Raw genomic sequence first — 18,149 nt, forward strand, 5'->3', positions numbered from 1 at the left:
GGCCGTCAGATCGCCGGACGGAAGAAGAAGGTCTTGCGGCGCTCGATCCTGCCGTCGCGGACGAGGTAGGTGTCGGCGAATGCCTCGTCCAGGGCCGTGCCCTCCTTGTCGGCGCCCCGGAACCGCCCCCAGCAGGCGGCCGCGGCGAGGCCCCCGGTCACCTGGCTCACCTCGTGGGCGCCCGAGGTGATGATCCGTTCGTGCTCGTAGAACCGGCGGATCCGGTCGAGACCCTCCAGCGCCGGGTAACCCGGCCGTTCGTACACGGCGTCCGGCGCGAAGACCTCGCCGAGCCGGTCCCACGAGCGGGTGTCGATCACCTGGAACAGCCGGGCCACCAGGGATTCGGCGGTCACCGGTGCGGGCGACGTCGTTGTCACGGCCTTGCTCCTTAAGGGTGTGGACGGAAAGACGGAAACGAGAGGGACGGAAACGAGAGGGACGGAAACGCGTAGGGACGGAAGACGGGTCACGGCCCGTCGGCGAAGGCCTTTTCCCAGGCCGTGGCCAGCCGCGAAACCCCTTCCCGGCGCTGCGCGTCGTCCAGGGAGGCGAAGGACAGCCGCAGGACCCGCGAGCCGTCCTCCTCTATGCAGAAGGGCGTACCGGGCACGATGGCCACCCCCTGCGCCAGCGCGTGCGCGTACAGTGCGTCGGAGCCCACCCGGGGGTCGGTCAGCCGGCACCAGAAGAAGAGCCCGCCGCGCGGCCTCTCGAACTCCAGCCAGGGCAGCCGCTCGCGCAGCAGGGTCTCCATGGCGCGGGCCCGGCCGCCGTACAGCGTGCGCAGGCCCGCCAGGTGGGCCGGCAGGAACTCCGGGTCCCCCAGCAGATCGGCCAGCAGGTACTGGCCGAAGGTGTTGGTCTGGAGGTCCCCGCACTGCTTGGCGGCGACCAGTTCCCCGATCAGCTCGGCCGGGGCGACCAGACCGGCCACCCGCAGCCCCGGGCAGACCGTCTTGGAGAGGCTCATCAGCCGGACCACCCGCCCGCTGTGGACGTCGGTGGACGGCAGCCGGCTCCCCTCGAAGGCCAGGTCCCCGTACGGGTCGTCCTCGACGACGAGGAAGCCGAACCGCTCGGCCAGCGCGGCCAGGTGGCGGCGCCGCTCCTCGGAGAGCACGGCTCCGGTGGGGTTGTGGAAGTGCGGTACGACGTAGACCAGCTTGGGCCGCGCCCCGGCGAGCAGGCGCTGCTCCAGGACGTCGGTGCGCATCCCGTCCGCGTCACCGGGCACGGGCAGCAGCCGGGCTCCGGCCCGCCGGAAGACCTGTACGGCGCCCAGGTAGCTCGGGTCGTCCAGGGCCACCTCGTCGCCCTCGTCGATGAGGGTCTGGGCGACGAGGTCCAGGCCCTGCTGGCTGCCCGCGGTGACCATCACCCGGTCGGGGCCGACGGGCGCCCCGGTCGCGCTCGCCCGGGCCGCGATCACCTCGCGCATCGGGGCGATGCCGTCCGTGGGGGCGTACTGGAGGGCTCGTGCCACAGACCCGCCCGACCCGGCGAACAGCCGGTCGGTGGCTTCGGCGAGCCGGGCCACGGGGAAGCTGTCGGGGGCCGGGATCCCGCCGGCCATCGAGAGCACCCCGGGGGCGGCGGCGGCCGCCAGGATCCGGCTCACCGCGTCGGAGCGGCCCCAGCCGGTCCGGCGCGCGAGCAGGCTTGCGATGGCGCCGGGTACGGCGGCTTCGGCTCGGGTTTCGGGGCTCACCTTGCGTCCGCCTTCCGGGGCTGCGCGACGATCTGCGGCGGGAACTCCGTGAGCCGCCACACCGGGGACTTCAGGACGACCAGGACCGCGGTCAGGAAGAGCGCGGCGGTGACGAACAGCGTTTCCCGCAGCCCGATCAGGTCGCCGAGCCAGCCGCCCAGCAGGGCGCCGAGCGGGAGCGTCCCCCAGGAGACGAACCGGTACCCGGCGTTCATCCGGCCCAGGAGCTGGTCCGGGGTCATGGACTGGCGCAGGCTGATGATGTGGATGTTGGCCATGGTGCCGCCGGCCCCGATCAGGCCGAAGGCGGCGACGAACAGGGCCAGCGAGAGCACCCCGTTGTCGGCGGGGGCCGCCGGGATGGCCGCGGGGGCCAGGCAGCACAGCAGCAGGGCCGCCAGGATGGCGCGGCCGAGACCGATCTTCAGCTTGAGCCACTGCGCGAGCATCGAGCCGACCAGCGAGCCGACCGCCCCGGTGCCCAGGAGCAGGCCGATGCCTCCGGGTGAGATGCCGAGCGTGCGGGCCGCGTAGAGCACGAACACCGTCTGGAGGGACATCCAGCACAGGTTGTACAGACCGGACTGGAGGGCGCAGGCCCGCAGGTGGGCGCTGTCCCAGATGATCCGGATGCCCTCGGCGATGCTGGTCCGGATCCCGGTCCGCTCCTGCTGGGGCACCGGCTCCGGCTCGACGCGCCGTACGGCGAGCAGCGTCAGCACGGAGACGAGGTACGAGGCCCCGTTGATCAGCAGGGCGTAGGGGGCGGTGACCCAGCCGATGAGCAGACCGGCCAGTCCGGGCCCGCCGATCTGGGCCAGCGAACTGGTGCCCTGGAGCTTGCTGTTGCCCTCGACCAGGTGCTGCTTGCCGACCAGGGTCGGCAGGTACGACTGGTAGGAGACGTCGAAGACCACCGTGAGGGTGCCCACGAGCAGCGCGGCGATGTACACGTGCTCGATGCGGAGCAGGTCGAGCACGGCCAGCAGCGGCACCGCGCTGACCAGCAGCGCACGCCCCACGTTGGCCATGATCATCAGGGGCCTGCGCCGCACCCGGTCGACCCAGACGCCGACCAGGAGGGTGACCATCAGGAACGGGGCGTAGGAGGCTGCGTTGACGAAGCCCACCTGGGAGGAGCTGGCGTCGAGCGTCAGCACCGCGGTGAGCGGCAGCGCCAGGGTCGTGACCTGGGCCCCGACCTGCGAGATCGCCTCCCCGGACCAGAACTTGAGGAACTCCGGGTCCCGCCAGAGCGTGGCGGGTGCGGCGGCGGCCGGTGCTGCGGCCGCCGTCTCCTCCACCGGCTCGGCGGCCCCGTTCCCGATGTCGGTCACTTCGCTTCCACTCCCTCTGCGGCCGGGTCGACGTGGAACGCGCAGCCGATCTGGGCGCCGCGCAGCATGCTCACGATGCCCACGGCCGGGTCGGTGACTCCGCGGGCCAGGGTGCCGGCGTAGCGTCCGTCGACCATCAGCGTTCCGTAGGCGACGGCCATGTCCTCGCAGGTCTCGCCGTCCTCGGAGAGGAACCGCTCGGTGGTCGGGAGCAGGCGGTGCTGGAGGACGTACGGGCCGTCGACGGCCTGGCGGAGCTTGGCGACCCATTCCTTCTGGTCGGTGGTCCAGCCGGGGGTGACGCCGACGCCGCCGTAGAGCAGGGTGGGCTTGAGGACCAGGTGGTCCTTGTTGGCGATCGCGTAGGGCAGCAGGTCGATCTTCTCGCCGCCGAAGGTGACCTTCTCGTCGCGGACGAAGCGGGTCCAGGGCAGGATCCGGTCGATCAGCTCGCGTTCGGCCTCGGTGAAGACGGCGCGGTTGCGCTCGTCGCTGAGCATCGCGAGGCTGCCCTTGTTCCCGTACAGCTCGCAGTCGAGCGGGGCGAACAGTTCGACCGTGCCGGCCTCGACGGCGTCGAGCAGCGGGTTGACGAGGTCGTAGGTGCGGGGCTCGTCGGGCATTTCGCCGGGCAGGAACATCCGGTAGACCACGTCGACCTTGCGGCCCTGGTGGAGGACGTTGCCGTCCTCGTACGCGAAGTCGCCCAGGTGGCAGACGACGGTCTCGAAGCCGAGCCGTTCGAAGGCCGGTACGACGAACTCCATCCAGCACTTGGACTTCTCGAAGCCCTCGGGCCAGTCGGTGATCGCCAGGTACGGCCGCTCGATGCCTTCGAGGGAGGGGGCCTGGCGGCGCAGCACCTCGGTGATGCGGGCGAGCGGGTCGGGGTAGACCAGGCCCTCGGTGGCCGCGAACTCGGCGAACTCGGCGTCCTGGATCAGGGCGCGGGCGAACTCGCCCATCTGCCAGCCGCCCAGCGAGGAGCCGGTGTTGAGCTCCATGACGCGGAAGCCGCCGGTCTCCCGGTACAGGTCGGCGCGGGAGAGCGGGGCGAGCTCGTCCACGGAGCCGCGCAGGACCAGGTCGGCCTGGGTGGGGGACATCCCGACGGCGGTGGCGAAGGCGCGCAGGTCGCCGCCGAAGAGCCGGGCGGGGACCGCCTTGAGCAGTTCGAAGAGGCCGTTCAGGTCGGTCTCCAGGCCCGTGACGTCGGCTTCGCTGAGGAAGACGGGGCGGTTGAGCCCCTCGCCGCCACCGGCTCCGTAGCGGAACCACTCCACGCCCCGGACGCCGGAGACGGTCTGGCGGGCGGCGGTGCGCTCGTGGTCGAAGAAGCGGCGGGTCACGGCGTTCTCGACGCGGGCGCCGAGCCGGTGCGCGGCGACTCCGGAGACCTCGGTGCGGGAGAGCGCCTCGGCGCGGTCCAGGGCGCGGCGGGTGCCGGCCGGGGTCTCGCTGACCGCGATGAGCGCGGCGGAGCGGGGGGTCAGGCCGCGGGGCGGGAGCAGCAGCTCGTCGCCGGGCTCCACGAGGGCGACGGCCTCGGCCAGGTCCTCGACGTCCTCGGGGGCGGGCAGGACGACGCGGTCGACGGCGCCGTCGTAGGCCGGGTAGAGGAAGCGGACCTCGGCGCTGAGGGCGCGGGTCGGGGTGATGTCCGGGGTCTCCTCGAAGGCGATCCGGGCGGCGGCCAGCGGCAGGTCCACGCCGGTGGCGAGCTTGTTCAGGTGCGGGATGAGGTCGCCGCCGAGGCGGCCGTTGAGCTCGATCAGGCGGGGGCCGTTCGCGGCGACGCGCAGTTCGGTGTGGGTGACGCCGTAGTCGACTCCGGCCGCGCGGTGCGAGTCCTGGACCAGCTGGGTGACGGCGTCGGCCCAGGGCTCGTGGCGCCAGTCGGTGACCAGGTGCCCGACCTCCTCGAAGTACGGGTGGGCGCCCAGGCGCTTGCGGGCCACGCAGACCGGGGTGGCGACGCCGTCCACGACGACGCTGTCCACGCTCAGTTCGGGGCCCTCGATGAACTCCTCGATCAGGACGGAGGCGGTGGTACCGGCGCCGCGCAGCCGGCTGGTGGAGGCGAGCCGGAAGGCCCGGCGCAGGCCGTCCACGTCGCGGGCCATCATCACGCCGAAGCTGCCGCCGAGGGTGCGGGGCTTGACGACGACGGGGAAGCCGATGGACTCGGCGGCGGCGACGGCCTCGTCCTCGGTGGTGGCCGGGATGTAGCGGACGGCGGCCATGCCGGCCGCTTCCAGGGCCTGGCGGGTGGCGTACTTGTCGCGGCAGATCTTGGCTGCGGCCGGGTCCATGGCCCGCATGCCGAGCTTCTTGGCGACCGAGGACACGGCGACCAGCGACCACTCGTCCCAGGTGACGACGGCGGCGTTGGCGACCTCGCCGCGCAGGTCGGCGACCGGGGCGTAGAGCTTGGCGGCGTCCGTGGTGTCGGCGATCCGGTGGGTCTCCACGTAACGGGCCTGCCAGGTGGGGGCCTCCGGCGCGACGAGGGTGACCTCGTAGTGCTGGGCGAGGGAGGCAAGGGCGTACTCCCGGTACTGCTGTATGCGGCTGCCTACGAGGATGACGCGCTGGCGTTCGGAGGTCATGACGACCACGGTGGGATCCTTTCCGATGCGGGGCGTGGAGCGGGTTCGCCCCGATGAACAGGGGTGCGAGAGGGGTACGACAGGTTCGGTGGGGGGGTGGGGCGGGTCAGCCCCCGTCGGCGGGCGGGGCGCCGACCGGGACGCAGGTCAGCCGGAAGGAGTTCGCGGACTCGGTGATGGCGGCCTCGACGTCCCGGGTGGTGGCGCCGCGGAAGCGGAAGCGGGTGCCGACGTGCTCGTAGCCGCTGATCGCCGGGGCGGTGGAGCCGACCGGGGTGTGTTTGACGGCGTACGGGAGCCGGTCGGGCGCGGGTTCCCGTACCCAGCCGGCCGCTTCGACCCGGCAGGGGGCGGGGACCGGCAGCGGGAGCAGCAGGTAGCCGCCGACCCCGCCGGTCTTGAGCGGCGGCAGGACCGGGGTCAGGCCGAGCTGGATGTCCACGGCGGCGGCCATCAGGTCGACGCCGTGGACGTCGCGCCAGGTGAAGGGGATCTCTCCGCCGCCCACCCGGGCCCCGCACTCCAGGAAGACCAGGGCGGGTCCGCCGCCCGGAGCCGGGGTGACGAAGGCCTCCAGGTGGAAGACCCAGGGCTGGGAGCCGCCGAGGGCGGGTCCGACCGCGGCGGCGAAGGCCTCGACGGCTTCCAGGAGCCCGGGATCGTCCTCCTCGACGGAGCCGAGCCAGGTGCCCTGGGTGAAGTCGGCGCAGGTGCCGCCCACATAGCGCGAGACGGTCCAGCTGCCGAGGGAATCGCCTTCCCACAGGCCGTCGATGTGCAGGATCGGGCCGTCCACGTAGCTCTGGACGAGGTGCGGTTCGGCGGCCAGGGCGGCGGCCAGGTCGCCGAGCTCCGCCAGTTCGGCGGCGGAGTCGATCCGGACCACGCCCCGGCTGGCGGTGCCGCGGTGCGGTTTGACGACCAGCGGCCAGCCGTGGGCTTCGCCGAAGGCGAGTACGGCGGCCGGATCGGGCGCGGGGGCGAAGGCGGGGACCGGCAGGCCGGCGGCCTCGGCCGTACGGCACATGGTCAGCTTGTCGCGGAAGACGGCCAGTTCGGCGGTGTGCTGGCCGGGGATCGCGAACTCCTCGCGGATCAGCGCGGCCGTGTCCAGGTCCCCCTCGTTGAGGGCGATCAGCCGCGCCGGGGGGCCGAAGCGGGCCACGAGCCCGGTGACGGCCGCGCGGACGGCGGGCAGGTCGTCGGTCAGCGGGACGGTGGTGACCGCGGCGGCGGTCTCGGGTAACGAGGCGCGGCCGAGCCCGGTGCTCACGTAGGTGACGTGGGCGGCGGCGTGGTCCAGGTAGTCGGCGTAGTGCGCGTGGGTGTCCCGCCAGCGGTGCAGGACGATGATGTGCGGCCGGTCGGCGCTCATGCCGCCTCGCCCCCCTCGCCCGTGTCGGCCGCGCCGTCGGCAGCGGGGGCGAGCCAGGGCAGTGCCGCCGTGGCCATCGTGCGGACGCCGATGGAGAGCGCGGGTCCGGCGACGGGCGCGAAGGTGGAGGAGTGGTTCTGCGGGAGCTCGTCCAGCTTGCCCGCCGCGAAGGCCTCGCCGAAGGCCTGCGGGTCGAGGCCGCCGTAGAACCAGTACACCGAGGGGACCTGGGCGGCGGTGGCGAGGAGTCCGAAGTCCTCGCTGGCGGTGGTCGGGCCCATCGTCATGACGGCGCCGTCCCCGAAGTGCGCGCGGTGGGCGTCGGCCACCCGCTCGGCGGCCGCGGTGTCGTTGACGGTCATCGGCAGGTGGTAGACGGAGGTGATCTCCGGGTCGGCGGTCGCGCCCGCGGCGGCCGATTCGGCGCGCGCGAGCCGCTCGACGGCCGCCAGGACCTTCTCGCGGACCGGCGCGGAGCTGGTGCGCACGTTGATGCCGAGCTCGGCCGTGTCGGGTATGACCGCGGCGGTGGTGCCGGCGTGCAGCTTGCCGACGGTGACCACCACCGGTTCCTGGGCGGCGATCTCGCGGGAGACCACGGTCTGGAGCCGCAGCACGAGCGAGGCCGCCATCACCACGGGGTCCACGGCCGCCTCGGGCTTGGAGCCGTGGCCGCCGCGCCCGAAGAGCTTGACGGTGATCGAGTCGGTGGCGCCCATGACCACGCCGGGCAGGGTCGCGATGAGCCCGGCCGGGCCGGGGCCCACGTGCGAGCCGAGGATCACGTCGGGGCGCGGGAAGCGCTCGAAGAGGCCGTCCTCGACCATCTCGCGGGCTCCGTAGCCGCTCTCCTCCCCCGGCTGGAAGACGGCGACGACGGTGCCGCGCCAGGCCTCGCGGTTGCGGGCGAACAGGGCGCAGGACCCGATCAGCGCGGCCACGTGCAGGTCGTGGCCGCAGGCGTGCATCACCGGAACCTCGGCGCCCGATTCGTCGGTGGCGGTCTCGGTGCTCGCGTAGGGCAGTCCGGTGGCCTCCTTGACGGGCAGCGCGTCCATGTCGGCGCGCAGCATGGCCACGGGTCCCTCGCCGTTGCGCAGGACGGCGACGACGCCGGTGCGGCCGACGCCGGTGGTGATCTCCCAGCCGCCCTGGGCGGTGAGGCGTTCGGCGACGAGGGCTGCCGTCCGCTTTTCCTGGAAGGCGAGTTCGGGGTGGGTGTGCAGCTCGCGGTAGTCGGCCTCCAGGGCCGGCATCAGCGAGTCGAGACCTTCGAGCAGTGCAGTCATGGCGTCCTTCTCAGGCATGAGGGGTGACGGACACGGGGTGTTCGCGACCGGAGTGACCGGGGTGACCGGAGTGACCGGGGTGACCGGAGTGACCGGGGTGTTCGTGTACGGCCCACGAGGCGGCCAGCGCCACCGCGGCGGTCAGTGCGGGCCACCACGGCAGCCAGGCGTTGTGGCCGGCCGACCTCAGGAGTTCCGCGAGCATCGGGAACGTGCCGCCGAAGAGGCTGATCGCGGCCGCGGTGGGCAGCCCGACGGCGACGGCGCGCACGGCGGGCGGGAACAGCTGCCCCGCGAAGACGTTGCTCACCGCGAGCGGGAGGCCCAGCAGGAAGAGCAGGACCACGGTGACGACGGCGACGGGGACCCGTCCGGCGTTCATGGCCAGCAGCAGGGGCACGCTGCCCAGGGCGAGCCCGGCGAAGCCGAGGCGCAGCACGGGCAGGGCGCCGATCCGGTCGGCGGCCTTGCCGCCGCCGAGCATGGCCGCGAGCAGCGCCACCATGCCGAGGAGCAGTGCGGCGGAAGTCTCCTCCTTGGTGGCGGCTCCGGCGCTCTCGGCGTACGAGGGGAAGTCGACGGTGACGAAGTAGAAGGCGGTGGTGGCCCCGGAGGTGATGGCGAACACCACGGCGAGCCGCCGGAGATGGGCCCGCAGCACCGGCCAGGGGCTCGGCGCCTTCACCACCGGCGCCGCCGCCTCCAGCGCCGCCGCCTCCGGCTCCGCCACTCCCGCGGGCGAGGCCGCTCCCTGCGCGGCCTTGCCCGCGGCGGCCGTGAAGACCGCGCTCTCCGCCGCGCCGCGCCGGATCCACAGGGCGGTCAGCCCGAGCAGTCCGCCGAAGACGAAGCCGTAGCGCCAGGCGCCGTCCTCGACTCCGCTCTCTCCGAACACCCCGAGCAGGACGTTCATGACGATGAAGGAGAGCGCGCTGCCGAGCACCACGCCCCCGTAGGAGACGGCGCTGTAGAAGTAGCGGCGGCCGGCCGGCGCGGTCTCGGTGACGTACGCGGCCACGCTCGGGTTCTCCGCCCCGACCGACAGCCCCTGCACCAGCCGGGCCCCGACCACCAGGAGCGGGGCCGCCAGGCCGATGGAGGCGTAGCCGGGTACGACGGCCAGGAACAGGGAGCCGGCGGCGATCAGGCCGACCGTGAGGGTCAGTCCGTAGCGCCGGCCGCGGGTGTCGGTGAGGCGGCCGATGAGCACGCTGCCCAGCGGCCGGACCAGGAAACCGAGGGCGAAGCCGAGGTAGGCGGCGATGAGTTTGGCGGTGGGCGAGGTGCCGGGGAACAGCGCCTCGGCGAAGTAGGGGGCGAGGATGCCGTAGATGGTCCAGTCGTAGGCCTCGACGACCGAGCCGACGGTGGCGGCGGCCAGTTCCCTGCGGGGGCGCCGGGCCGGTGCCGGTGCGGCGGCGGCGACCGCCGCCACACCGGCTTCCGAGAGGCCCGCTCGGTCAGTGCTGGTCATCTGTGACTCCGTAGACCCTGATCAATGAGGTGTCCTGCCCGGGGAAGGGCACGGCGTGCAGTCGGACCCCGGTCGCCGGGAGGGCTTCCAGGCCGGTCAGGCCCGTGAGGGCGGGCAGGCCGGCGGCGGCGAGCGCCGCCGCCACCGGCCCGTTGCCCTCGCGGCTGTCGGTGGCGACGAGGAGTGCGCCCTGCCCGGCGAGCAGCTCCACGGCGTCCTCGGTGAGGTACGGGCCGGCCGCGCGGCCGGTCTGCACGACCACGGCGTGCCCCGCGAGGTCGAAGGGCGCCAGTGCCAGCCGGTCGGCGACGGGCTGCCCGGCTCCGAGGAGCCGTACCAGGACCACGGGAAGGTCCACCAGGCCGGCCAGGCCCGATGCGGCGCCGCCCGGGCCCGTCGGCCAGGCGGCCCGGGTGGCGGGGCCGGTCAGGTCCGTGGGGGTGCGGCTCGAACCGGCGGCGCCGGTGTTCCGGGAGCCCTTGTGCGGCTCCTGGAGCAGCTCCCGGCGGGTGATCTTCGTACTGCCGACCATCAGCAGTCCGAGGTGGCGGACGATCAGTTCGCCCAGTTCCCCGTCGGCGATGTCGTCGCCGGGGATGTCCAGGCGGAACCCCTGCATCTGCAGGGCGCCTCCGTTGCTGAAGACGACCTCCGCGTCGAAGTCGACCCGCCACTCGCCGCCGTTGTTCGTTCCCGTGGCCATGTTCGTTGTCCCTACTCTTCGTGGATCCGTGCTCTGTCAGGCGCAGTCGATCAGAGCTTTCTCCAGGGCCGCGGCCATCTCGTGGATCTCCTCGTCGGTGATCACCAGTGGCGGGAGCAGCCGGAGCACGGCGCCGTGCCGGCCGCCGCTCTCCAGGAGCAGCCCGTGGTCCAGGCAGGCGCGTTTGATGCGCTTGGCCCGGGCCCCGTCGGCGGGCAGCGCACCGAGCTGGTCGGCCGGGCCCGCGGGGTCCACGATCTCGATGCCCCACATCAGTCCCCGGCCGCGGACCTGGCCGATCTCGGGGTGGCCGGCGGCCAGCCGGCCGAGCAGGGTGGCGATCAATTCACCCTTGGCGGCCGCCTTTTCGACGAGTCCCTCGGACTCCGTGACCCGCAGGGAGGCGAGTCCCGCGACCAGGGCGATCTGGTTGCCGCGGAAGGTGCCCGCGTGGGCTCCGGGCGTCCAGGCGTCGTACTTGCCGTGGTAGAGCAGCAGCGAGAGCGGGAAGCCGCCGCCGGCCGCCTTGGACACGAGGACGGCGTCCGGCTCGATCCCGGACTCCTCGAAGGCCCACATGGTGCCGGTGCGTCCGAAGCCGGCCTGGATCTCGTCCAGGACCAGCGGGATGTCCAGCCGGGCGGTGATCTCCCGCAGCCCGCGCAGCCAGGAGGCCGGTGCCGGGATGACCCCGCCCTCGCCCTGGACCGCTTCGACGAAGATCGCGGCCGGTTTGGTGATGCCGCTCTCCGGGTCGGTGAGCAGCCGCTCGATGTAGGTCAGGCCGGCCCGGATGCCCGCCTCTCCGCCGATGCCGAAGGGGCAGCGGTAGTCGTAGGGGTAGGGGAGGTGGTGGACGTCCGGCATGAGGGAGGGCACGGCCTCCTTGGCGCCCAGGTTGCCGGTGAGGGCGAGGGCGCCCGCCGTCATCCCGTGGTAGGCCCCGTGGAAGGAGATCACCGTCCGGCGGCCGGTGGCGATCTTGAAGAGCTTGACGGCGGCTTCGGTGGCGTCGGTGCCCGCCGGTCCGCAGAACTGCGTCTTGAAGGTGTCCGCCATGGCGCCCGGCAGCTTGGCGTACAGCGCGCGCAGGTACTCGTACTTGGCCGGGGTGGTCAGGTCCAGTGCCTGCTGGACCTGACCGGAGGTGAGGTACTCCCCCACCGCGGCCAGGACGTCCGGGTGGTTGTGCCCCAGGGCGAGGGTGCCCGCCGCGGCGAGGCAGTCCAGGTATTCGCGGCCGTGCCCGTCGCGGATGCGTGCGCCGTGGCCTTCGGCGAGGAGCTTGCCGAAGGCGTTGGCGTAGGTCCGGGCGCCCGATTCGCGCGCCTCGACGAAGGCGTACATCTCGTCCGGCGTGAGGGTGGTCACGTCGTCACTTCCTCAGGTGTGAGCGGGCGTCGGCGACCATGACCTGACCGAGGGCGATGCCTCCGTCATTGGTCGGAACGAGCCGGTGGACATAGGTGTCGAAACCGTCGGCGGTCAGCCCGGTCAGACAGTTGAGCAGCAGGAACTCGTTGAGGAACACGCCTCCGGAGAGGGCGACCTGGTTGACGCCGGTCTCCTCCCGCAGGGCCTTGCAGCGCTCGCGGACCATGTCGACGACGGCCGTGTGGAACCGGCGGCTGATCCGGTCCACGGGCAGTCCGGCGGCGATGTCCCCGGCCATGGCCCGGATCACGGGCCTCGGGTCCACCTCGGTCAGCCCGTCCGCCTCGTAGGACCCGAAGCGGTACGAGGCCTGCGGCTCGCGGGTGGCGTCGCGGTCGAGCAGGCCCTCCAGCTCGATCGGGCCCTGGGCCTCGTACTCGGCCTTGGCGCAGACCCCGGCGAGGGCGGCGACCCCGTCGAAGAGGCGGCCCATGCTGGAGGTCGGCGGGGAGTTGACCCCGCGGCCGGCCATGGTCGCGTACACCTGGCGGCGCTGCTCGTCGAGGACGGCCAGGGCGGGGAAGCCCGCCAGGGCCCGGTCCCCGTCCCCGTCGAAGGCGTCCAGGGCCAGTGCGTACCCGGTGCGGATGGGTTCGCGCACGGCCTGGTCGCCGCCGATCAGCGGCAGCCGGCGCATCCGGCCGACCCGGCGGTAGGCGGCGAAGTCCCCGAGGAGGAACTCCCCGCCCCACACCGTGCCGTCCTCGCCGTAGCCGAAGCCGTCGAAGATCACGCCGAGGGTGGTGCCGCTCACGTGGTTCTCCGCCATGCAGGAGGCCATGTGGGCGTGGTGGTGCTGGACTTCCACGGTGGGCAGCGCCGGGCCCGTGCCGTCGTCGTCCAGGGCGGCCCGGGTGGAACGGAACTGCGGGTGCATGTCGTGCGCCGTGACCTCCGGCTTGAGCGCGTACAGCTGCGCCAGGTGCCGGGCGGTGCGGTGGTGCGCGGCGAAGGTCTCGTCGTTCTTGAGGTCGCCGATGTGCTGGCTGAGGAAGACCTGGGAGCCGTTGGTGAGGGCCACGGTCGTCTTCAGTTCGGCGCCGAGGGCGACCACGGGGGCCACCTCGCGGCCGACGTCCACCGGGTAGGGGGCGTAGCCGCGGGCCCGCCGGATGAACTGGAGCAGCGGCTCGTCGAGTTCGGGGTGGTCGGAGAGGCGGACCACCGAGTCGTCGACGCGGATCTCGATGTCGCGGTCGTGGTAGAGGATCACGTCCGCGATCTCGAAGAGCTGCTCCAGGGCCTCCTCGTTGCGGTAGGCGATGGGGTAGCCGGAGATGTTGCCGCTGGTGGCGACGAGCGCTTCGAGGCCGGGCTCGTCCAGCAGCAGGTGGTGGTGGGGTGCCGAGGGCAGCATGATCCCCAGGTTGGGGTTGCGCGGGGCCACGGACTCCGGGAGGGAGCCCGCGCGCTTGCGGGCCAGCAGGATGGGCCGGGCCGGCGAGCGCAGGACGTCGATCTCCGCCTCGGAGAGCTCCACCAGCTCCTGCGCCGTGGCGAGGTCGCGGACCATCACCGCGAACGGCTTGGAGTCGCGGCGCTTGCGGCTGCGCAGCAGGGCCACGGCCTCCGCGTTCGTCGCGTCCACCACGAGGTGGAAGCCGCCGACGCTCTTCATGGCCGCGATCCCGCCGTCGGCCAGCACCCGGGCGGCCGCGAGGAGGGCCTCGTCCCCTTCGGCCGTGCCCCCCTCGCGGTCCCGGAGCAGCAGCCGGGGGCCGCAGTCCGGGCACGCGTTGGGCTGTGCGTGGTAGCGCCGGTCCATCGGGTCCTCGTACTCGGCCTTGCAGTCCGCGCACATGGTGAAGGTGGCCATGGTGGTCATCGGACGGTCGTACGGCAGGTCCTGGATGATGGAGTACCGGGGCCCGCAGTTGGTGCAGTTGATGAAGGGGTAGCGGTGCCGGCGGTCCTTCGGGTCGCGAAGTTCCGCCTGGCAGTCGCCGCATACGTGGGTGTCCGCCGGGAGCAGCGCGGACCGGGCTCCGGTGTGCTCGCTGTGCACGATGGTGAACGGGCCCGCGGGCACGGTGCCGCGGTCCAGTCCCCGGGTCGGCCGGACCTCGTCCACCCGGGCGAGCTCGGGGGCGCGGCCGCTGAGGCCCGCCGCGAACTCCTCCAGGGCGGCGACCGGTCCGGACGCCTCCACCAGCACGCCTTCGGGGTCGTTGCGAACCCAGCCGGAGAGGCCGAGTTCACGGGCCAGCTTGTAGACGAACGGCCGGTAGCCGACGCCCTGGACCACGCCGGTGACGCGGATGCGCCACTCCTCGGCGGCGCCGTCGGCGCTGCCGGTCCCGTCGGGCCGTTCCGTGACGGTCTGCTGCTCGGTGCTGCTCATGGCGGTTTCCTCGGTCCCTTTCTCAGCAGAGCCGGGGGAGTTCGGCGCCGAGGAGTTCCTCCAGCTGGGTCTCGCGACCGTCCGCGTCGCGCAGCAGCACCAGGCCCTCGGTGTCCTCGGAGATCTCGCCGATGGTCACCGCGTCCTTGCCGTAGGGCTGGGAGCGCAGGGCCGCCAGTACCTCGGCCTCGGCCGCCGGGTCCACGAAGAGCGCCAGGCAGCCCTCGTTGGCGCAGTGCAGCGGGTTGATCCCGAGCATGTCGGCGGCCATGGCCGTCTCGTGCTGGATGGGCAGGTCGTCCTGGGTGACGCGGATGGTGCGGCCGAGCTTGCCGGCGTACTCGTGGAGCACGGCCGTCAGGCCGCCGCGGGTGACGTCGCGCATCGAACGGACGGCGCCGGGCACCGTGTTCGACAGGACCGTGTCGACGAGGCCGTTGAGCGGGGCGCAGTCGCTGTCCACGCGCTGCTCGAAGCCGAGGCCCTCGCGGATGGAGAGCAGGTGCACCGTGTGGTTGCCGATGGGCCCGCTGAGGATCACCTTGTCGCCGGGGCGCACGTCGGTCATGGTGAGCGGCTCGCGCTCGAAGACCCCGACGCCCGCTGTGTTCAGGTAGATCTGGTCGGCCTCGCCCTTGCGGACCACCTTGGTGTCCCCGCCGACGATCTGTACGCCGGCCTCGCGGGCGGTGTCGCGGATCGACTCCAGGGCCCGGACCAGCTTGGCGATGGGGAGCCCGGTCTCCAGGATCATGCCGAGGGTGAGGTACTTGGGCCGGGCGCCGGCCACGGCCAGGTCGTTGACCGTGCCGCAGACCGCGATCTTGCCGATGTCCCCGTTGCCGAAGAACGGCGGGTCGACCACGAAGGAGTCGGTGGTCATCGCGATGCGGTCGCCCTCGATCTTGAGGATCGCGCTGTCTTCCATGATGCCGATGTAGACGTCGCCGAGGGTCGAGGCGATCACCTGGAGCAGGTCCTGGCTGAGCTTCGCGCCGGTGCCGTGGTCGAGGACGATGAATTCGGTGGGATCCACGCTCGTGGTCATGCCGGTTCCTTTCTGGAACGGGGAGTTGCGGTGAGGGGCGTGGTCACGGGGTCTTGATGTTCTTGCGGGGCAGCCCGCCCTCGGCGTCGAGGACGCGGATGACCTCGGCGGAGTCGGTCACCGTGGCGCAGTAGCCCTCCAGCCAGTCCAGGGCGCGCTGCTTGTCGTCCAGGCGGGCCGAGACGACGCAGTCGGAGGGGACCCAGATGTTGTAGCCGCGGAAGAAGGCGTCGGCGGCGGTGGTCTGGACGCATATCTGCGTCTGCATGCCGGTGATCAGCACGGTGTCCACGCCGAGGGCCTGGAGGCGCTCGTGCAGGTCGGTCTCGTAGAAGCCCGAGTCCTTGCTCTTCTCCATGACGACGTCCTCGGGGGCCAGGAAGGCCTCGATGACGTCGGCGCCGTGGGTGCCGCGCTGGACCGGGAGGTAGCCGTCGTAGCGCTCGGCGTTCGGGTCGTCCGGGTCGTTGACGAGCTGCAGGTGGAAGATGTGGTGGCCGCGGCTGCGCATCTCGTCGAGGAAGCCGGTGAAGTGCGGGGTCGCGGCCTCGACGGCGGCGACGCGCTCCGGGTTCTTCTCGACCAGTTCGTACTGGAGGTCGTTGGTCAGGACGGCGATCTTGGACATGGCTGTGCCCTTCGGTGGGGTGGTGTGGTCCCGGGGCCCGTCCGGCGCACGTCGGCGTACGCCCCGGCGGGCGGTGGGTGACAGGGGGGAAGCTGCGCACCGGCCGGTCGGCCGCGAGGGGCCGTGGCGCACGGGCGGATCGGGCCCGGGGCGGTGTACGGCGTGCTCGGTGCGGGGGCCTGCGCGGCCCTGGCGGGCGGCGCGGCGGTCAGGAGGGGCGCGGGTGCGGGTGCGCGGGAGGGGGTCGGGCGCGGTGCGCGTCAGGTGTGGCGCGGCTGGGGCGCGGTGTGCGCACGGCTCGGTGTGCGCACGGCGGCCTGACGGTGCGTACGGCCCGTCGGTGCGGGGGTCAGCTCGCTACCGCGACGCGGTCGGACTCGAGCTCGTGCAGCCAGGTGCCGGTGGCCTCGAAGTGGGCCGTGATGTCGGCGAGCCGGGCGTGCATGTAGAAGCCGGTGACGGGGCGGCCGTCGGCGCGGGCGTAGTCGGGCAGCCGGCCGTACTCACGGAAGCCCAGGCGCTGCCAGAGCGCGGAGGGGCCGTCGTCACGGACCTCGAGGGTGATGACGTCGCAGCCCATCTCGCCGACCTTGCGCAGGGCCTCGGACCAGCCCTCCAGCAGGAACTGTCCGCGGTAGTCGGGGGCGACGACGCAGCGGCGCATCTCGACGATGTGGCGGCGGGCCGGCAGCGGGGCGCGGGCGAGGGTCACCATGCCGACGATCTGGCCTTCGTCGGTGCGGACGTGGAGGAGGTCCACGGCGCCCTTCTTCAGGTCCGCCTCGAAGGCCCGCATCAGCGGGAGGCCCTTCTCCAGTCCCACGGGTTCGTAGAAGCCGAGGGTCTTCTCCTTGACCGCTACGGCGTCCATCAGCTCGATCATTTCGCGCATGTCCTGTTCGGACAGCTCGCGCGGCCATGAATAGTGCATCGTCTTCCTTGGTGAGTAGACGGTGGAGCAGCCGGACCCCGGACATCGCGGCGCCGCCCCCGTGGGGGCTGCGCGGCACATCTGGAACGCAATGCCCGGGATCGCCGGACTGCGGGAGTGTCGGCCCTTCGGCCCTTCAGGGCGTCGGCCCTTGCGGGCACCGGTCCTTCAGGGCATCGCCGGCAGGTGTGGGCCGGCCGGTCAGACCGAAGCGGTGGCCTTCGTCTGCAGGTTGGTCTGTACGGCGGCGGCCGGTGCGGCCTGGGTCAGCAGCGAGGCGTCCGCGCCGGCACCGAGCACGGTGGCCGCGTAGACCTCGACGAAGTAGGAGACGAACAGCGAGTTGATCTTGATGAGGTGCTCGACGAAGCGCTCCTCGTCGGCCTCGTCGTTGATGATGCGCATGATCAGGTTCCAGACCATGTCGACGTGGTCGTCATCGTCGTCGAGGGCCAGGTGGGCGCGGGCGCCCTTGGTCTTGTCGGCGCCGACGTGCTGCTCCATGATGTCCAGCCAGTCGGGCTGCGTCTTGCCCGCGATGTACTCCAGGTAGAACCCGCTGATCATCGCGGCCAGCGGACCCTCCGTGGCCATCGTGTAGTAGAAGTAGCCGTTGAGCAGCTCGGTGGCGAAGGTCGGACGGATCGCGTAGATCTCCTCGTCCGTCATGCCGACCTTGTGCAGGTCGCCGGCGAACATGCGGTCGTGGCGGCCCTCCTCCGCGCCGTACAGGCCCCACTCCTTGCAGAGCTGCGGGTCCCGGGTGGCCCAGTAGTTGGCGATGAGCGGGTCGACGGCACGCTTGAGGCCGATCCGGATCATCGTCTCGACGTTGTGCCGCTTGTACAGCTCGAGGTCGAACTTCTCCTTGTCGAGCATCCCGTCGGCGCCCGCGCTGCGCTCGTAGAAGTCCCGCTCGAACTTCAGCAGGAGCTCGTCGACGCGCTTGCGGAACTCAGGGCGCTGCAGGTTGGAGTACGTGTTGTACGACTTACTACGAGGCATCTCATCCCCAGCCGAGATCGTTGACTACCTGACCCGGACCAGTGGGGGCGGCGATGTTCGCCGCACCACTCGTCGACGGGGCGAGGAAGACGGTCACCGCGAAAGTTGCCGCAATGGCGATGAGGAAACTCGCTATACGTGGCATGCTTGCCTGCCCCTCAAGATGTCTTGCGGTCCGGATCAGCTTCGGCATCATCCTGTCCGTTCGACGACATCCGGAGCCATCCCTTTCTGGGATCATGTTGCCGCTGGCGAAAACATGAC

Annotated in this window: 14 protein-coding genes; all 14 read right to left on the minus strand. The window is 72.2% G+C overall.

The genetic code is table 11. The features are described 5' to 3' along the window. Positions 1-5 precede the first annotated feature (5 nt). Positions 6-380 (minus strand): nuclear transport factor 2 family protein, encoded by a 375-nt coding sequence (locus tag ACFRU2_RS25265; RefSeq protein ID WP_382975913.1) that lies wholly within the window; start codon positions 378-380, stop codon positions 6-8. Positions 381-469: 89 nt separating this feature from the next. Next, positions 470-1,711, minus strand: a complete 1,242-nt coding sequence (locus tag ACFRU2_RS25270; protein WP_382975916.1) for a PLP-dependent aminotransferase family protein — start codon at positions 1,709-1,711, stop codon at positions 470-472. After that, positions 1,708-3,048, minus strand: coding sequence for an MFS transporter (locus ACFRU2_RS25275; RefSeq protein WP_382975919.1), 1,341 nt, complete (start codon positions 3,046-3,048; stop codon positions 1,708-1,710). The genes ACFRU2_RS25270 and ACFRU2_RS25275 overlap by 4 nt, the downstream gene beginning before the upstream one ends. Further along, complete coding sequence (locus ACFRU2_RS25280; protein WP_382975921.1) at positions 3,045-5,657, minus strand: ATP-grasp domain-containing protein; 2,613 nt, start codon at positions 5,655-5,657, stop codon at positions 3,045-3,047. Before ACFRU2_RS25280 ends, ACFRU2_RS25275 begins: the two co-directional genes overlap by 4 nt. A 106-nt stretch (positions 5,658-5,763) precedes the next feature. Continuing rightward, a complete protein-coding gene (locus tag ACFRU2_RS25285; protein WP_382975924.1) occupies positions 5,764-7,032 on the minus strand; it encodes a biotin carboxylase in 1,269 nt (422 codons plus the stop codon). Beyond that, on the minus strand, positions 7,029-8,321 hold the full coding sequence (locus ACFRU2_RS25290) for an amidohydrolase (RefSeq protein WP_382975927.1): 1,293 nt from the start codon (positions 8,319-8,321) through the stop codon (positions 7,029-7,031). Before ACFRU2_RS25290 ends, ACFRU2_RS25285 begins: the two co-directional genes overlap by 4 nt. Before the next feature lie 10 nt (positions 8,322-8,331). After that, entirely contained in the window at positions 8,332-9,795 is a 1,464-nt protein-coding gene (locus tag ACFRU2_RS25295; RefSeq protein WP_382975930.1) for an MFS transporter, read from the minus strand. Then, on the minus strand, positions 9,782-10,498 hold the full coding sequence (locus tag ACFRU2_RS25300) for a hypothetical protein (protein WP_382975933.1): 717 nt from the start codon (positions 10,496-10,498) through the stop codon (positions 9,782-9,784). Before ACFRU2_RS25300 ends, ACFRU2_RS25295 begins: the two co-directional genes overlap by 14 nt. Positions 10,499-10,534: 36 nt before the next feature. Then, positions 10,535-11,869, minus strand: a complete 1,335-nt coding sequence (locus ACFRU2_RS25305) for a diaminobutyrate--2-oxoglutarate transaminase family protein (protein WP_382975936.1) — start codon at positions 11,867-11,869, stop codon at positions 10,535-10,537. Between the two features lie 4 nt (positions 11,870-11,873). Continuing rightward, positions 11,874-14,273: a carbamoyltransferase HypF gene (hypF, locus tag ACFRU2_RS25310; RefSeq protein ID WP_382975937.1), complete on the minus strand. Its 2,400-nt coding sequence runs from the start codon at positions 14,271-14,273 to the stop codon at positions 11,874-11,876. 22 nt (positions 14,274-14,295) lie between these two features. Further along, positions 14,296-15,321 (minus strand): hydrogenase expression/formation protein HypE, encoded by a 1,026-nt coding sequence (hypE, locus tag ACFRU2_RS25315; protein ID WP_382975940.1) that lies wholly within the window; start codon positions 15,319-15,321, stop codon positions 14,296-14,298. Between the two features lie 43 nt (positions 15,322-15,364). Further along, positions 15,365-15,949 (minus strand): cysteine hydrolase family protein, encoded by a 585-nt coding sequence (locus ACFRU2_RS25320; RefSeq protein ID WP_382975943.1) that lies wholly within the window; start codon positions 15,947-15,949, stop codon positions 15,365-15,367. A gap of 349 nt (positions 15,950-16,298) precedes the next feature. Beyond that, positions 16,299-16,880 (minus strand): GNAT family N-acetyltransferase, encoded by a 582-nt coding sequence (locus ACFRU2_RS25325; protein ID WP_382975946.1) that lies wholly within the window; start codon positions 16,878-16,880, stop codon positions 16,299-16,301. Between the two features lie 201 nt (positions 16,881-17,081). Then, positions 17,082-17,885, minus strand: a complete 804-nt coding sequence (locus ACFRU2_RS25330) for a hypothetical protein (RefSeq protein ID WP_382975948.1) — start codon at positions 17,883-17,885, stop codon at positions 17,082-17,084. Positions 17,886-18,149: the final 264 nt, after the last annotated feature.

The sequence above is a fragment of the Streptomyces sp. NPDC056883 genome (assembly GCF_042788835.1).
GTDB classification, from domain to species: domain Bacteria; phylum Actinomycetota; class Actinomycetes; order Streptomycetales; family Streptomycetaceae; genus Streptomyces; species Streptomyces stoeckheimensis.

Bases quoted from the DNA above. Each gene is read 5' to 3' on its own strand.
- ACFRU2_RS25325 (WP_382975946.1), bottom strand. From the start codon at position 16,880: ATGCACTATTCATGGCCGCGCGAGCTGTCCGAACAGGACATGCGCGAA.
- hypF (WP_382975937.1), bottom strand. From the start codon at position 14,273: ATGAGCAGCACCGAGCAGCAGACCGTCACGGAACGGCCCGACGGGACC.
- ACFRU2_RS25285 (WP_382975924.1), bottom strand. From the start codon at position 7,032: ATGAGCGCCGACCGGCCGCACATCATCGTCCTGCACCGCTGGCGGGAC.
- ACFRU2_RS25295 (WP_382975930.1), bottom strand. From the start codon at position 9,795: ATGACCAGCACTGACCGAGCGGGCCTCTCGGAAGCCGGTGTGGCGGCG.
- ACFRU2_RS25290 (WP_382975927.1), bottom strand. From the start codon at position 8,321: ATGACTGCACTGCTCGAAGGTCTCGACTCGCTGATGCCGGCCCTGGAG.
- ACFRU2_RS25330 (WP_382975948.1), bottom strand. From the start codon at position 17,885: ATGCCTCGTAGTAAGTCGTACAACACGTACTCCAACCTGCAGCGCCCT.
- ACFRU2_RS25280 (WP_382975921.1), bottom strand. From the start codon at position 5,657: ATGACCTCCGAACGCCAGCGCGTCATCCTCGTAGGCAGCCGCATACAG.
- ACFRU2_RS25300 (WP_382975933.1), bottom strand. From the start codon at position 10,498: ATGGCCACGGGAACGAACAACGGCGGCGAGTGGCGGGTCGACTTCGAC.
- ACFRU2_RS25320 (WP_382975943.1), bottom strand. From the start codon at position 15,949: ATGTCCAAGATCGCCGTCCTGACCAACGACCTCCAGTACGAACTGGTC.
- hypE (WP_382975940.1), bottom strand. From the start codon at position 15,321: ATGACCACGAGCGTGGATCCCACCGAATTCATCGTCCTCGACCACGGC.